Annotated in this window: 14 protein-coding genes; 9 read left to right on the top strand and 5 right to left on the bottom strand. The window is 68.5% G+C overall.

What is annotated here, in order from left to right:
* The first annotated feature begins 141 nt into the window (after window positions 1–141).
* From C447_RS14500 to C447_RS14490, 3 genes are all read left to right on the top strand, one after another.
* A complete protein-coding gene (locus C447_RS14500) occupies window positions 142–552 on the top strand; it encodes a hypothetical protein (RefSeq protein WP_007695216.1) in 411 nt (136 codons plus the stop codon).
* Between the two features lie 81 nt (window positions 553–633).
* Window positions 634–972 carry a peptidyl-tRNA hydrolase Pth2 gene (gene pth2 / locus C447_RS14495; protein ID WP_007695214.1) on the top strand — a complete coding sequence of 113 codons (339 nt, stop codon included), beginning with the start codon at window positions 634–636 and terminating at the stop codon, window positions 970–972.
* A 195-nt stretch (window positions 973–1,167) separates the two neighbouring features.
* Window positions 1,168–2,679, top strand: coding sequence for an Nramp family divalent metal transporter (locus C447_RS14490; RefSeq protein WP_007695213.1), 1,512 nt, complete (start codon window positions 1,168–1,170; stop codon window positions 2,677–2,679).
* Window positions 2,680–2,841: 162 nt separating this feature from the next.
* Here C447_RS14490 and C447_RS14485 read toward each other — a convergent pair whose 3' ends face one another.
* Window positions 2,842–3,354 (bottom strand): hypothetical protein, encoded by a 513-nt coding sequence (locus C447_RS14485; protein WP_007695211.1) that lies wholly within the window; start codon window positions 3,352–3,354, stop codon window positions 2,842–2,844.
* Between the two features lie 94 nt (window positions 3,355–3,448).
* Between C447_RS14485 and C447_RS14480 the strand changes: the two genes are divergently transcribed.
* Entirely contained in the window at window positions 3,449–3,838 is a 390-nt protein-coding gene (locus C447_RS14480; protein WP_007695209.1) for a DUF6276 family protein, read from the top strand.
* A gap of 2 nt (window positions 3,839–3,840) precedes the next feature.
* On the opposite strand, the gene C447_RS14475 is transcribed toward C447_RS14480, so the two are convergent.
* The gene (locus tag C447_RS14475; RefSeq protein WP_007695207.1) at window positions 3,841–4,821 is read right to left on the bottom strand and encodes a TackOD1 domain-containing metal-binding protein; all 981 of its coding nucleotides are present in this window, start codon (window positions 4,819–4,821) and stop codon (window positions 3,841–3,843) included.
* 73 nt (window positions 4,822–4,894) lie between these two features.
* Window positions 4,895–6,142 carry a peptide chain release factor aRF-1 gene (prf1, locus tag C447_RS14470; protein WP_007695205.1) on the bottom strand — a complete coding sequence of 416 codons (1,248 nt, stop codon included), beginning with the start codon at window positions 6,140–6,142 and terminating at the stop codon, window positions 4,895–4,897.
* Window positions 6,143–6,245: 103 nt separating this feature from the next.
* Between prf1 and C447_RS14465 the strand changes: the two genes are divergently transcribed.
* Window positions 6,246–7,091 (top strand): P-loop NTPase, encoded by an 846-nt coding sequence (locus C447_RS14465; RefSeq protein ID WP_007695204.1) that lies wholly within the window; start codon window positions 6,246–6,248, stop codon window positions 7,089–7,091.
* A gap of 2 nt (window positions 7,092–7,093) precedes the next feature.
* Here the strand turns inward: C447_RS14465 and argS are convergent, their stop codons facing one another.
* Window positions 7,094–8,842, bottom strand: a complete 1,749-nt coding sequence (gene argS / locus C447_RS14460; RefSeq protein WP_007695202.1) for an arginine--tRNA ligase — start codon at window positions 8,840–8,842, stop codon at window positions 7,094–7,096.
* Between the two features lie 149 nt (window positions 8,843–8,991).
* Between argS and C447_RS14455 the strand changes: the two genes are divergently transcribed.
* The 4 genes from C447_RS14455 to C447_RS14440 all read left to right on the top strand — a co-directional run bounded on the left by C447_RS14455 (window position 8,992) and on the right by C447_RS14440 (window position 12,785).
* Window positions 8,992–9,696 (top strand): DUF120 domain-containing protein, encoded by a 705-nt coding sequence (locus tag C447_RS14455; RefSeq protein WP_007695200.1) that lies wholly within the window; start codon window positions 8,992–8,994, stop codon window positions 9,694–9,696.
* Window positions 9,696–10,373 (top strand): 3,4-dihydroxy-2-butanone-4-phosphate synthase, encoded by a 678-nt coding sequence (gene ribB, locus C447_RS14450; protein ID WP_007695198.1) that lies wholly within the window; start codon window positions 9,696–9,698, stop codon window positions 10,371–10,373. The genes C447_RS14455 and ribB overlap by 1 nt, the downstream gene beginning before the upstream one ends.
* 65 nt (window positions 10,374–10,438) lie before the next feature.
* On the top strand, window positions 10,439–11,368 hold the full coding sequence (locus C447_RS14445) for a branched-chain amino acid transaminase (RefSeq protein WP_007695195.1): 930 nt from the start codon (window positions 10,439–10,441) through the stop codon (window positions 11,366–11,368).
* Window positions 11,369–11,717: 349 nt separating this feature from the next.
* Window positions 11,718–12,785 carry a pyridoxal-phosphate dependent enzyme gene (locus tag C447_RS14440; RefSeq protein WP_007695194.1) on the top strand — a complete coding sequence of 356 codons (1,068 nt, stop codon included), beginning with the start codon at window positions 11,718–11,720 and terminating at the stop codon, window positions 12,783–12,785.
* On the opposite strand, the gene C447_RS14435 is transcribed toward C447_RS14440, so the two are convergent.
* A complete protein-coding gene (locus C447_RS14435; protein WP_007695193.1) occupies window positions 12,786–13,559 on the bottom strand; it encodes a sugar phosphate isomerase/epimerase family protein in 774 nt (257 codons plus the stop codon).
* Window positions 13,560–13,603 lie beyond the last annotated feature (44 nt).

The raw sequence follows: 13,603 nt of genomic DNA, 5'->3' as shown, positions 1-13,603 counted from the left end.
AGTTATACGATCGACCCGGCCATATCGACCTATCGAGCGACAGGTTCGCCGACGAAACTCAACCATGACCAGACACCAACAGCGACCGGACGGCGTCCCGAAGCGGAACCAGCCCTCGTTCTCGACCCCGGAGGCGAGCTAATGGGCGTAGCCACGACGCTCTTCCGGCTCATCGGCGGGATCGTCGGCGAGCGGGTCGGAAGCTCGATCGGCGACCGGATCGAACGGTCGTTCCTCGGGAGCAACGGGGACGAAACCGACGAGGACGAGGAGGAAGAATCGGACGAATCGGACGAGGATGAAGAAGAGGAGGCTGACGAAGAGGAGGAAGAAACCGACGAGTCGAGCGAGGCGGAACCGGACGAGGACGAGTCGGCCGGCGAGAGCGTCGCGGAGCGGGTGACGAGCGCCCTCGATTCGGTCGCGGGCGGCTCGGACGAGGACGAAGACGAGTCGGGCGCGCTCGGCGACCTCGATGCGATGTCCGACGAGGACCTCCAAGAGCTGGCCGAGACCCTCGTCAACGAACTTAACCAGCGCAGCGAGGAGTAGGCCGACTCCCACCCGAACGGTTCCTCCGCTCACCACCGCCCGAGTAGGCAGTCCTTTATTCGCTGCCGCCCGGATCCGGACATGAAACAGGCCATCGTCGCGCGCACCGACATCGGGATGGGGAAGGGAAAGCTCGCCGCCCAGGTCGCTCACGCCTCGCTGTCGGCCTACGAGGACGCCGACCGACGGACCCGGACGAAGTGGAAGGGAGAAGGACAAAAGAAGGTGGTACTGAAAGGCGACGCCGAGCGTACGCTGTTCGAGCTCGCCGACCGGGCCGAGCGCGAGGGACTACCCCACGCCGTCATCCGCGATGCGGGACACACCCAGTTGGATCCTGGAACCGTGACGGCGCTGGCGGTCGGCCCGGGCGACGACCGCGTCGTCGACCGCGTGACCGGCGATCTCTCGCTCTACTGAACTACTGACGGTCGCCGTCGGAGCACAGGGCGCGTGCCACCGTTCGCCCCTCCTGCACGGACCGAAGTGTTGTTTGCACAAGATACTTTCACAAATAACGATAGTATCGATCTCCGGCCCGGAGATCGGTGACGATCCGGACGAATCACGAAGACGTTATACGGTCCCACCGACCGGTGTCCGTGTGGACGATCGATGACGACTGATCCAGGGCGGACGGCGACCGATGGCGAGGAGGGGCCGGAGGAGCGGTCCTACGACTATCCCGAACCGCCGACGGAGCTCACGGCGGGCCGGCGGGGGAACTGGCTCAAACTCCTCGCGTACTTCGGGCCGGGCGCGGTCGTGGCGTCCGCGACGCTCGGCTCCGGCGAGGTGCTGTTCGCGCCGCGCGGCGGGGCGGTCTTCGGCTACGCGATCCTCTGGACGCTGGTCTGGGCGGGGCTCGTCAAGGGGGTCGTGGCCTACTCCGGGATCCGGTACTACACCCTGACGGGCGAACACGTCACCTCCCGATGGGCGAAGCTGCCGGGCCCGCGGGGCTGGTTTCCGCTGCTGATCGGGGTGATATCGATCGCGGCCTTCCCGGCCTGGATCGCGGGCTACGGCGAGTTCCTCGGGCAGATCGTGACCTGGACGCTCGGCGTCGGGCAGAACGAGACCAACTTCGCGGTCGTCGGCACCGTCCTGATACTGGTGACGGCGGCGCTCGCGATCCTCGGCGGCTACGACCTCGTCGAGCGTGTACAGGTCCTGATCGTGGCGTTCCTCTCGGCGGCGATCCTCGTGTTGACCGTGAGTTCGCTCCCCTCGCCGATAGCGATCCTCGGCGGACTGATCCCCTCGCTCCCGGGCGGCTATCCCTCGTTCGTGGTCGAGAACTACCCGACGATCACCGAGCGGCCCGTCTGGGTCGAGGTCGTGACGTACATGGGTGCGGTCGGCGGCGGGGTCTACGACTACGTCGGCTACGTCGGCTACGCCAAGCGACGAGGCTGGGGGATGCTCGGCCGGTCCGACCACGCCGAGGTCGAGCGGTTCGTTCGGGGGCTCGAAAGCGGCGAGACCGTCCCGATCGACACGAGCGAGGAGAACCGAAAACGCGGCCGGGCGTGGCTGAAGGCCCCACAGATCGACGTGGTGATCGCGTTCGTCGCGATCACCTTCTTCACCGCGGCGGCGATGATCCTGGGCGCTGAGAGTCTCAACACCGCACAGCTGGTGCCCGCCGACTTCCAGCTGTTCCAGTATCAAGCCCAGTGGTTCGCCGACATCGACCCGAGCCTCACGATCCTCTGGCAGGTCGGGGTGTTCTTCGCCATCTTCGGGTCGCTCTACGCCGTCTGGGAGGGCTACACCTGGACGTGGCTCGAATCGTTCAAACCCTTCTCCGCCCGGATCCGCCGGCTCGAACGCGACCGCCTGGGGCTGGCCCGGACGATAACCGTCGTCTACGCCGGCGGGGTCGCGCTCGTGTTGCTCTGGTCGGACCTCGACGCCATCAGCATCGTCACCCCGGCATCGCTGCTCGGCGGGGTGTTCGGGTGTGGGCTGTGGTGCTGGGCGATGCTGTGGGCCGAGAAGACCGCGCTCCCTCCCGAGTTGCAGGGCGGCTGGAAGCTCGACCTCGGGCTCGTCGTCGCCGGGTCGTTCCTCACGATCGCCGGTGTCGTCTCGATCGCCCAGTTCTTCGGGCTCGCACCCTGACCGAACCCGTCCCTTCCTTCGGGTCGACACCGACGAACGGTGCGAAGGCCTAAGCGGGCCGACGGTATCGATCCCCGTATGGAACTGATCGCCGAACCGGACGAGTACCGGATCCTGGTCGCGCTCGCGGTGCTGGCGGTGATGTGGGTCTACGTGATCGGCTCACAGGTCGGGTTCTGAGCCCTCGGGGGTCGAGGACGTGGCTTCGAGCGTTTCGAGCCGCCCATCGAGCACCCCGAGCGCCCGTCGAACCCGATACCAGCGGAGCCCACAGTAGCCGGCGACGACGGCGGTACAGCCGGCGAGCACGACCGAGACGACCGCCGCGGCGGCCGCGACCGCGAGACAGCCCGCAGCTAGCCCGGCCCAGAGGCGGTGTTTGCCGCGATAGTCGGCGCGGATCTCGCGCAACATCGTGGCCTGCTCGTCGGCGGTGTACTCGCGGTCGGTGTCGACGTCGTACCGCGCCAGCAGCCCCGTCTCGTTGCCACCGTGCGCGCGCGAGGCCGCCACGGTCCGACCGAGGAGCCACCGCCGCGACGCGTAGACGCCGCCGAGGAGGGGCAAGAATCCGGCGACGAAGCCGTATCGGAAGTAGACCACGACGGTGAGCACGAAACAGCCGCCCGCGAGCCCGAGCCAGGCGGCCGGCGTCGACGGTGCTCGACGATCCATTCCGGCGGGGTACGGGATCGGGGGGCAAAAACGCGTTCATCGGCCGCCGACGCGAGTGCTCGATGCTTTTCACCGCCCCCACCGTTCCGAGCCCATGGACTGCCCCGACTGTGGCGAGGAGACCGTCGCGTTCGCCGTCCCGGAGGAGTATCGGGAGCTCGCGCCCGGTGACGACGAGGTGCTCGCGCTCTGTCCGACCTGCCTCGGGCTCCACCCGACCGCGGACGCCGACCCGGAGCCCGACTTCGCGCGGGTGGGTGACGCCTTTCCGACGGGTGCGGCCGCGATACCGATGGCGCTCGTGCTCGGATCGCTCGATTCGCTCGCGCTCCACCGGTCGGCGATCGAGACGCTGCTCGAACGGGTCGAGCGCGCCGGGGCCGACCCGCTGTTGGTGCTCGATCGGCTCGCGGCCGACCCGGGGGTCGACGCGCGGGTGGACCTCGACGGGCGGCGGCGGCAGGTGTCGCAGTTCCGGGCGTGAGGCTACGGCTGTCTGACCGCCGAGGCGATCCGTTGCATCAGCGACTGGGAGGGCCGTGGGTTCTCGGTCACCTGGTAATCGTTCCGGAGCCCGCCGTCGGTCTCGGCGCTCAGGATCCGCATGTCGGCCGATTCGGCCACCGGTTCGACGCCGGCCCCGACCGACCCCAGCGTGGTAATCAGGAAGGGGCGGGCGTCGACCGCCGCCGCGACGTCGCGGAGGTGGAGCGCGTCCGCCTCCACGGGGCGTTCGTGGATCGACGCCACGATCCGACTGTCGAGCAGGATGTCCTCGGCGTAGACGTGGACGGGGTGGTCGCCGGCGTCGGTGTGGACGGTCGTGTCGGCCTCGGCCTCGAACCCGCGCTCTTCGAGCATCTCGACGACCGACTCGCGCGCGGCGAGCTGGGCGTCGACCCACTGGCGGCCGCCGTCGGTGAGGCTGTACCGACAGAGCACCCGTTCGATGGTGTCCTCGGGCGCGAAGACCTCGCTACACTCGCGACACCGGAGGGCGTGTTCGGGGGTCTCGAAGTACGACCCGCAGTCCTGACAGACGTGTCTCGTCCCGCGCTCGACCTCGTCGAGGGTTTCGAGTTCCACCTCGCAGCCGGGACAGACGTACTCCTCGGCACCGACCTCGAACTCGTCGCGCGGGGCGATGTGCCCGCACGCGAGGTGTTCGAACAGGTCGGTCTCGACGGTGTAGGCCGAGCCACAGCCGCCACAGGCCGTGGTGTACTGCATCCCCTCGGCGTCGCAGCTCGGGCAGACGTAGACCTTCTCGACGAAGGTCTTCTCCAGAATGTCGCGCTGGGCCAACGATTCGAGCACCTCGTAGGCCCCGGGGTCGTCGTCGTTGAGGTGGCGTTCGGCCGCCGGGTAGCCGACATCGCCGGTATCGGTATCGATCGACGGCTCGTACTCCGCCGTCGACCCGTCCGCGAGCGCCGTGAGGGCTGTGAGTGTTCCGGGCGAAACCATGGTCGCTGTATTTTCCTCCGCGCGGTGGAATAAATAGTTTGCTCCAGCACCTTCGCCCTCGGGCGACCGTCGGTTAGACGCCCGTCGAGTACCGCAGGATGCCCGCTATCCCGCCGAACGCGTCGAGGAGCTGTTCGCCCTTCTCGAAGTCCGAGGAGATGAACTTGGTCTCGGTGCCGCGCTTGTCCGCGATGTCGATGAGGTGGTCGATGGCGTCCTCGCGTTTGCCCTCCTCGATCTCCGTACCGCACTCCTCACAGGTGTGGGTCGGCGTCTCGGCTCGCGGGGCGACGAGTTCGAACTCCTCGTGGCCGTTCGGACACTCGTAGGCCACGACGTCCTGGCGGAGGTCCTCGGAGATCAGGAGGCGGTCGACCGACCCGAGGATGAGGTTCTCGCGGGTCGCGCCGAAGCCGTAGGTCGCGAGGTTCCCGCCGTGGAGTTCGCCGAAGAACTCCTCCATCTGGTTTTTGTCCTCGATGACCTCCTGGCCCGCGAGGGTCTCGCTCGCGGCGTCAACGAGGTCCGAGAGTCCCGATTCGTCGGTGTAGGAGACGTCGTACTTCCCGAGGACCTTGTCCTGGAGCTCGTGGTGGAGGTAGTCGCCGTCGAGGAACTCGTCCTTCGTCGGCGAGGGCCCGCCCACGAGTATGCCGTCGATATCGTGGCGCTCCGGCACCATGAGGTCGTTCGCCATCCCCGCGACCTTCTGATAGAAGTTGTCGATCGCCTCCAGTCGAAGGCGGGCGAACCGCTGGGCGGACTGACCACCCTTTCGCTGCTTGCCGGGGACGAGCGACGACGCCGAACTCACGGGTTCGATCCGCTTGCCACGGAGCCAGCCGACGTTGGCCTCGCGCCGGTCGAGCACGACGAGTCCGAAGAGGCCCTGGTCGGCGAGCATCGCTTCGAGGGGTTCGGTGACGAACTCGGAGGAACACCGATACAGCGAGGACTGGATCGGCTGGGGCGGGTTCTCGAGAACGCGGGTCACCATCTCGGTTCGGCCGCCGCCGGTGTCGATGGCCCCGCTGAACAGTACCATCCCGTTCTCGGGCGGGAAGGTGTCGTAGTAGCGGAGCCGGTCGCGGATCGACTTCAGGGCGTCCTGGACGTTGGTTCTGGTCTGCTTGGATTTGATGTTCGAGGCTTCCGAGTACTCCTCGTTGACGTGGGCGACGTTGTCGGAGATCTTCTCGTCGGGCGTGATATAGAGACTGACGAGCTGCGTTCCTGATCCCTCGTACTCCTTGAGGTCCTCGATCAGCCGCCGGAACTCGTACTTTTTCCGGTCGGATTGTTCTGTTTGCTGGGTGCTCATTGGGGGATCCTACCGCCTTCGGTGGTAAGTACCCTTTGACCGCCCGAACGCGTGGTTCGCCCCGCGGCCAGGTTTATATCCCTCGTGACCGATAGCTCGGCGCATGGCGGGACGCGTCTACGCGCTGGCGAGCGGGAAGGGTGGCGTCGGCAAGACCACGTCGGCGGTCAACCTCGGCGCGGCGCTCCACGACGCCGGCTACGATACCGTCGTCCTCGACGCCGACCTCGCGATGGCGAACCTCGGCGGCCTCGTGGGTACCGAGGACGGCCCGACGGTCCACGACGTGCTCGCGGGCGAGGCGGCCCTCGGCGACGCGCTGGTCTGGATCGACGGGGACGGGCCGCGGCGCACGCCACCGGCGGAGGGGCCGTCGTTCGTGGTGGTGCCGGGCTCGCGCTCGCTCGATTCGTTCGCCGCCGCCGACCCCGGCGAGCTCCGGCGGGTCGTCGAGTCGCTCGCCGCGGCCGCCGACTTCGTGGTCTGTGACACCGGTGCGGGCCTGACCCACGAGAACGCGGTGCCGTTCGGCGTGGCGGACGGCGTGGTGCTCGTGACCACCCCGGACCCGGTGGCGATCGCGGACGCGCGAAAGACCGCGGGCTTCGCCGAGCGGGCGGGCGGGACGGTCGTCGGCTCGGTGCTCACCCATGCGACCGACGAGACCGACGTCTCCGGGGTGGCTCGACGGCTGGGCACCGAGACGCTCGCGGTGGTTCCCGAGTCGTCCGACGTGGGAAACGAGCCGCTGGTTCGGACGGCCCCCGAGGGCTACGCGGCCGAGGCCTATCGTCGCCTCGCGTCGGCGCTCGCCGACCGCGACGAACCGAGCGGGGAGGAGGCGTTCGCCGACAGCTCGATCGTGACGACGTCAGAGACGACCGAATCCGGTGTTTCGCGGGTGATGGGTCGGCTCTCGGGGGCGTTCGACCGGGATCGGAACGGGTAGTCCTACATCGATTCCGGCGCGGCGACCCCGAGCAGCGAGAGGGCGTTCGCGACCGTGTTCCGCGACGCAGCGACGAGCGCCAGCCGGGCCTCGCGGACCTCGTCGTCGGCCGAGAGCACCGGACACTCGCGGTAGAAGGCGTTGAACGTCTCGGCGAACTCGCGGGTGTAGGTCGCGACGACGTGGGGGGCGAGTTCGTCGGCGGCGCGCTCGACCACCGCCGGGAATCGCGCGACGACGCGGAGCAGCGCCCGCTCCTCGGGGGTCGAGAGCGCGCTCGCGTCGAGGTCCGTCGTCGGATCCGCGTCGGCCTCGCTCAAGATCCCACACGTTCGCGCGTGGACGTACTGGACGTAGGGCGCGCTCTGGGCCTCGAAGTTCAGGGCCCGATCCCACTCGAACGTGATGGCCTTCGTCGGCTGTTTCGAGACGATGTCGTAGCGCACCGCGCCGATCCCGACCTGGCGGGCGATCCGCTCGACGTCGTCCCCCGAGAGGTCGTCGTCGCGGATCCGGTCGTCGAGGCGGCTCTCGACCTCCTCGCGGGCCCGCCCGACGGCCTCGTCGAGCAGGTCGTCGAGGTCGATGCCGGTGCCCGCGCGGGTGCTCATCTTCCCCTCGGGGAGGTTGACGTAGGAGTAGAGCAGGTGTGCTATACGATCCGTGTCGTTGCCGAGCATGTCGAGCGCGTGGTCGAGCTGGTCGGCCTGGAGTTTGTGGTCCTCGCCGACGACGGTCACGGCGCGGTCGTAGTTCGCGAGCTTCCACTCGTGGTGGGCCAGGTCGCGGGTTGTGTAGAGCGAGGTGCCGTCCGACCGGAGGAAGACGAGCTTCTTCTCGAAGCCGAATTCCGAGAGGTCGAGCTGCCAGGCCCCCTCCTCCAGAACGGATTCGTCCATCTCGCGGAGACGCTCGGCGACCTCGCTCGTGCTCCCGTCGCGCATGAACCGCGTCTCCTTCACGAACTCGTCGAACTCCGCGGGGAGCCGCGAGAGCGTCCCGCGCATCCCGGAGAGGACGGTGTCGACGACCCGCTCGACGCGTTCGTAGGTCGCCTCGTCGTCCTCCTCTAGACCCTGCAGGATCGACTGAATCTCGGCTTCGGCGGCCTCCACCTCGGCCTCGTCGCCCTCCTCCAGGAGCTCGTTGCCCTTCCGGTAGTAGCGTACGAGGTCGTAGTCGGCCTCGTCGCGTTCGGGCTCCGGGAGCTCGTCCTCGTCGAAGGTCTCGTAGGCCCACGTGAACACCGCCATCTGTCGGCCCGCGTCGTTGACGTAGTAGTGGCGGTCGACGTCGTCGCCGGCGAAATCCAGTACGTTCGCCAGCGCGTCGCCGATGATCGGGTTGCGTGCCCGCCCGACGTGAACTGGTCCGGTGGGGTTCGCGCTGGTGTGTTCGACCACGACGCGCTCGTCGGTCGATTCGAGCCGTCCGTACTCGTCGTCGCCCGCCGCCCGAAGGGTGTCCTCGTAGTAGGCGTCGCTGGGATGGAAGTTGACGTACGGCCCCGCCACTGAGACCGATTCGAGGTACTCGTATCCCGCCGGATCGATGGCCTCGGCGAGTCGACCCGCGATCGCCGGCGGTGGCGCTTCGAGGTCGGGGGCGAGCCGAAAGGCCGCGCTCGACGCCAACACCGCGTCGACGTTCTCCGGCGGCTCCTCGATACCGAGGTCGGCCGAGGGCACGTCGAGCGCAGCGAGCGCGCCCGAGAGCGCCTCCGTGACCTCCGTTCGGAGCGAGAGGAACATGAAATCGGGTTTTCCGGCCGTCGCTAAATGCGTGTTGGGTTCGGAGCCGTTCGGCCGCCGCGGTACCGGATCCCGTCCCGAACCGTCACGCCGATGGAACGGATCACGCGTTCGGCACGCTTATCCGAGGCGACCACCTCTTTCGACCCATGTCGACGGCAACCGAGGCGGCGGTCGGAAACGACGAGCTCGCCACCCTCAAACAGCTCGCGCTCCGTGGCGGGCTCGACGGCGAGATCAAGGTCTCGTGTGCGAACCTCGCGGCCGATCTCGACGCCTCGAACCAGACCGCCTCGCGCCGGCTCCAGCGCCTCGACGACCTCGGCCTCCTCGACCGCGAGACCGTCTCGGACGGGCAGTGGGTTTCGGTCACGGACGCCGGCGAGCGCGCGCTCCACGAGGAGTACGCCGCCTACCGCCGGATCTTCGAACGCGAAACCACCATCGAACTCGACGGCGAGGTCACCAGCGGAATGGGCGAGGGCCGCCACTACATCTCGCTCCCCGGCTACATGGAGCAGTTCGAACCACGGCTCGGCTACGAACCGTTCCTCGGAACCCTCAACGTCTCGCTGGTGTCGGACAGCACCCGCGAGCGCACCGGCCTCGACTCGGTCGATCCGGTCGAGATCGAGGGCTGGGAGGACGACGACCGGACGTACGGTCCCGCCTTCTGTTATCCCGCCACCGTCGAAGCCGACGGCCGGGAGTACGACCCCGCCCACGTCATCGCGCCCGAGCGCACCCACCACGACGAGGACCAGCTCGAACTCATCGCGCCGGCGAAGCTCCGCGAGGCGCTCGACCTCGACGACGGTGACCGGGTCACGGTCCGGATCGAGGCCGAGTCGTGATGTCGCGAACCGAGCCCTCGACCGACCACGCCGACCCCGTCGAGCGCGCCATCGAGGCGTTCGAGGCCGGCGAGCCGGTGTTGATCCACGACGCCGCCGACCGCGAGGGCGAGACCGACCTGATCTACCCCGCGGGTGCCGTGACACCCGCGGCCGTCGCCCGCCTCCGCAACGACGCCGGCGGGCTGGTCTGCGTCGCGGTCTCCGACGCCGTCGCTCGCGCGTTCGACCTCCCGTTCGCCCGCGAGGTCATCGACCATCCGGTCGCCAGCGGCGAGACCCTGAGCTACGGCGACCGGTCGTCGTTCTCGCTCACGGTGAACCATCGGGACACCTACACCGGGATCACCGACGACGACCGTTCGACGACCATCACGGCGCTCTCGCGGGCCGCGAGTGCGCCCGACGAGTTCGACTTCGCGGCCGAGTTCCGTGCGCCCGGCCACGTCCACCTCCTGCGGGGCGCACCCGGCTTGTTGACGGACCGCCGCGGCCACACCGAACTCGGCCTCGCGCTCGCCGCGGCCGCCGAACGCCCGCCGGCGGTCGTGGTCTGTGAGATGCTCGACGACTCGGGCGGGGCGCTCTCGCCCGCCGACGCCCGCGCCTACGCCGACCACAACGACCTCGTCTACGTCGAGGGGTCGCGTCTCGTGGACCGATTCGACGGCTCGTAACGCTCGGCTCCCGGTCACACGGCACATCGTCAACACTCATAACCACCCCCTCCCCAACTACGGGTATGGGATTCGACGAGATGGACGTCGACACGGTCTGGATGGACGGGGAGTTCGTCGACTGGGACGAGGCGCAGGTCCACGTCCTCACACACGGCCTCCACTACGGCTCCGGGGTCTTCGAGGGCGTCCGCTGCTACGACACCGAGGAGGGCCCGGCGATCTTCCGGTGGGACGAACACCTCGACCGGTTCTACAACTCCGCGAAGCCGTACGACATGGAGATCGACCACTCGCGCGAGGAGCTCACCGAGGCCACGCTCGAACTCATCGAGCGCCAGGACCTCGAATCGTGCTACATTCGGCCGATCGCCTTCTACGGCTACAATAGTTTAGGCGTGAGCCCGCAGGACTGCCCGACGCAGACCGCCATCGCGTGCTGGCCGTGGGGCACCTACCTCGGCGACGAGGCGCTCGAAAACGGCGTCGACGTGATGGTCTCCTCGTGGCGAAAGCACGCGTCGAGCCAGATCCCGACCAACGCCAAGACCACGGGTCTCTACGTCAACTCGATGCTCGCGGGCGAGGAGGCCCGGCGAAACGGCTACGTCGAGGCCATCGTGCTCAACAAGGAGGGCAACGTCGCCGAGGGCCCCGGCGAGAACCTCTTTTTGGTTCGCGACGGCACCATCCACACGCCGGGCTTCGCCGAGAGCATTCTGGATGGGATCACCCGCCAATCGGTCGTCACGCTCGCGCGCGAACGCGGCTACGACGTCGACGACTCGGCCTCGATCTCCCGCGGCGAGCTCTACACCGCCGACGAACTCTTCTTTACCGGGACCGCCGCCGAGATCACCCCGATCCGCTCGGTCGACGACACGGCCATCGGCACCGGCGAGCGCGGCCCCGTCACCGAGGAGCTGCAGTCGGCCTTCTTCGACCTGGTCGAGCGCCGCACCGACGACCACGACGAGTGGTTCACCCACCTTTAGACACCCACCTTTTGCTGCGGTCGCTCACTTCGTTCGCTCCCTGGCAAAATGTGGATCAAAAGCCTCCTCCTTCCTTTCAGTCAGTCGTCGGCCCGCTCGCTCGTTCCACTCGCTCGCGGTACGATCACTACTCACTCCCGCAACCGCCACCGCACAGCACCGCCGAAGCCCTCCGCGCGCGCTCACTTCGTTCGCTATTCGCTTCGCTCACGCGCTCCGCCCTTCATCCACCAGGGACCGCAACCACACGGCCACTGCCCGGCGGCGGCCGCACCGCGACCGCCCCGCCACTGCCGCCGCAATCGCTCCGAACCGCCAGCTACTGGTCACCCGATCCCGTCACGTCGCCATGCCCGCGACCCTCCGGTGTCCCGCCTGCGGCACCACTTACGCCGACCGCTGGCGGTGCACCTGCGGCCACCCGCTCGACTTCGCCGACCGCCCGCTCCCCGACCGCCCCGCGCCCGCGTTCACTGACTTGGACGCTCGTGACGGGCTCTGGACCTTCGACGAGTTCCTCCCGGTCGAGAAACGCGCGACCCTCGGCGAGGGCTGGACCCCGCTGGTCGACGCGCCCGACTGGCACTGCGCGTTCAAGCTCGAATACGTCTCGCCAACGGGGAGCTTCAAGGACCGCGGCGCGGCCACCACGGTCTCGCGCGCCCTCGAAGTCGGGGCCGAGCGCGTGGTCGAGGATTCGTCCGGTAACGCCGGTACGGCCATCGCGACCTACGCCGCCCGCGCGGGTCTCGACGCCGAGATATTCACCCCGGCGGACGCGAAACCCGCGAAACTCCGGGCGATCGAGCGCGCCGGTGCGACCCTCCGCCGGGTCGAGGGCTCGCGCGAGGACGTGACCGCCGCCGCCATCGACGCAGTAGGAAAAGACGAGGGCTGGTACGCGAGCCACGCCTGGAACCCCGCGTTCTTCGTCGGCACGGCGACCTTCGCCTTCGAGGTCGCGGCCCAACGCGACTGGGAGGTCCCCGACGCGGTCGTGCTCCCGCTCGGTCACGGCACCCTCTTCCTCGGGGCCTATCGCGGTTTCCGCGCGCTCCGTGAGGCGGGCTGGACACGAAAAGTCCCACGACTGCTCGGCGCACAGGCGACCGGCTACGACCCGATCGCGAGTTCCGAAACGAACGACGAGAACGACCTCGCCGACGGCATCCACATCCGCGAGCCAGTGAGAGCCGACGAGATCCACGAGGCGATCGAAACGACCGACGGCGACGCGATCGCCATCGACGCCGTGGCGACCGACCGCGAACACGACCGCCTCGGTCGCGCGGGCTTCAACGTCGAACCGACGTGCGCGGTGGCGACCGCCGCGCTCACCGAGTACCGCGACCGAGGTGTTCTCGACGACGAGGACGACGTCGTCGTCCCGCTCACCGGCACCGGGCTGAAGAACTGATCAGGCAAGCAGCGCGTCGAGGTGGTCGACGCTGGTCTCGATGTAGCTCCACTCCGTGGTGAAGGCTTCGAGCGAGAGCGTGCCGGCCCAGCCCTCCGAGAGCGGTTCGAGAACCCGTTCGAAGTCGATGGTGCCCGAGCCGAACGGGAGGTGTTCGTCGGCGGGCTTGCGGGTGTCGTTGAGGTGGATGTGTGAGACCCGGTCGCCGTGGGTCGTGAGGAGGTCGGCCATCTCTCCCGAACCGAGCCCGTTCATCCTGGCGTGGCCGGTGTCCAGCGTCATCCGGGCCTCGGTCGCCTCGAAGAGGTCGGGGAACGACCCGGCGGGCAGGAAGTCGCCGGGGACGTTCTCGACACAGACCGCGAAGTCGTGGCTCCGGGCGAACTCGTCGAGTTCGCGGACCGTCTCGAAGAGGTTGGGACGGAGTTCCTGGGGGTCCCACGCGGCCGACCACGCCGACGTGCTCGCGTGGACCACGCCCTTCTCGGCCCCACAGTCGACGGCGGTCTCGATCGCCGCGAGGAGCTCCCGAAGCGCGCCCTCGCGGACGTGCTCGAACGGCGAGGCGATATCGAGCGCGAACGGGAGATGCACCAGCAGGTCGAGGTCGTGGTCGGTGGCCGACTCGCGCACCGCTTCCGGGTCGAGGCGAGTCCGTTCGTGCGCGCCGTCCATCATGAGCTCCACGAAGTCGAGCCCGTACTCGTCGGCGCGCGCGAACGCCTCCTCGTACCCCATCCCGACCTGTGTCACGAACCCCCGTCGAACGGCCATACCCGCCACTCGCGGTGAACGACCTTAACGGCTCGCGGGGGTCG

Origin of the sequence: Halococcus hamelinensis 100A6 (assembly GCF_000336675.1) — an archaeon.
Lineage (GTDB): Archaea > Halobacteriota > Halobacteria > Halobacteriales > Halococcaceae > Halococcus > Halococcus hamelinensis.
The sequence above is the reverse complement of the archived record's forward strand: the minus strand, read 5'-3'. Positions and strand labels throughout refer to the sequence as shown.

Bases quoted from the DNA above. Each gene is read 5' to 3' on its own strand.
- C447_RS14445 (WP_007695195.1), top strand. From the start codon at position 10,439: ATGGGATTCGACGAGATGGACGTCGACACGGTCTGGATGGACGGGGAG.
- ribB (WP_007695198.1), top strand. From the start codon at position 9,696: ATGTCGCGAACCGAGCCCTCGACCGACCACGCCGACCCCGTCGAGCGC.
- C447_RS14465 (WP_007695204.1), top strand. From the start codon at position 6,246: ATGGCGGGACGCGTCTACGCGCTGGCGAGCGGGAAGGGTGGCGTCGGC.
- argS (WP_007695202.1), bottom strand. From the start codon at position 8,842: ATGTTCCTCTCGCTCCGAACGGAGGTCACGGAGGCGCTCTCGGGCGCG.
- C447_RS14500 (WP_007695216.1), top strand. From the start codon at position 142: ATGGGCGTAGCCACGACGCTCTTCCGGCTCATCGGCGGGATCGTCGGC.
- C447_RS14440 (WP_007695194.1), top strand. From the start codon at position 11,718: ATGCCCGCGACCCTCCGGTGTCCCGCCTGCGGCACCACTTACGCCGAC.
- C447_RS14475 (WP_007695207.1), bottom strand. From the start codon at position 4,821: ATGGTTTCGCCCGGAACACTCACAGCCCTCACGGCGCTCGCGGACGGG.
- C447_RS14485 (WP_007695211.1), bottom strand. From the start codon at position 3,354: ATGGATCGTCGAGCACCGTCGACGCCGGCCGCCTGGCTCGGGCTCGCG.
- pth2 (WP_007695214.1), top strand. From the start codon at position 634: ATGAAACAGGCCATCGTCGCGCGCACCGACATCGGGATGGGGAAGGGA.
- C447_RS14455 (WP_007695200.1), top strand. From the start codon at position 8,992: ATGTCGACGGCAACCGAGGCGGCGGTCGGAAACGACGAGCTCGCCACC.
- C447_RS14480 (WP_007695209.1), top strand. From the start codon at position 3,449: ATGGACTGCCCCGACTGTGGCGAGGAGACCGTCGCGTTCGCCGTCCCG.
- prf1 (WP_007695205.1), bottom strand. From the start codon at position 6,142: ATGAGCACCCAGCAAACAGAACAATCCGACCGGAAAAAGTACGAGTTC.
- C447_RS14490 (WP_007695213.1), top strand. From the start codon at position 1,168: ATGACGACTGATCCAGGGCGGACGGCGACCGATGGCGAGGAGGGGCCG.
- C447_RS14435 (WP_007695193.1), bottom strand. From the start codon at position 13,559: ATGGCCGTTCGACGGGGGTTCGTGACACAGGTCGGGATGGGGTACGAG.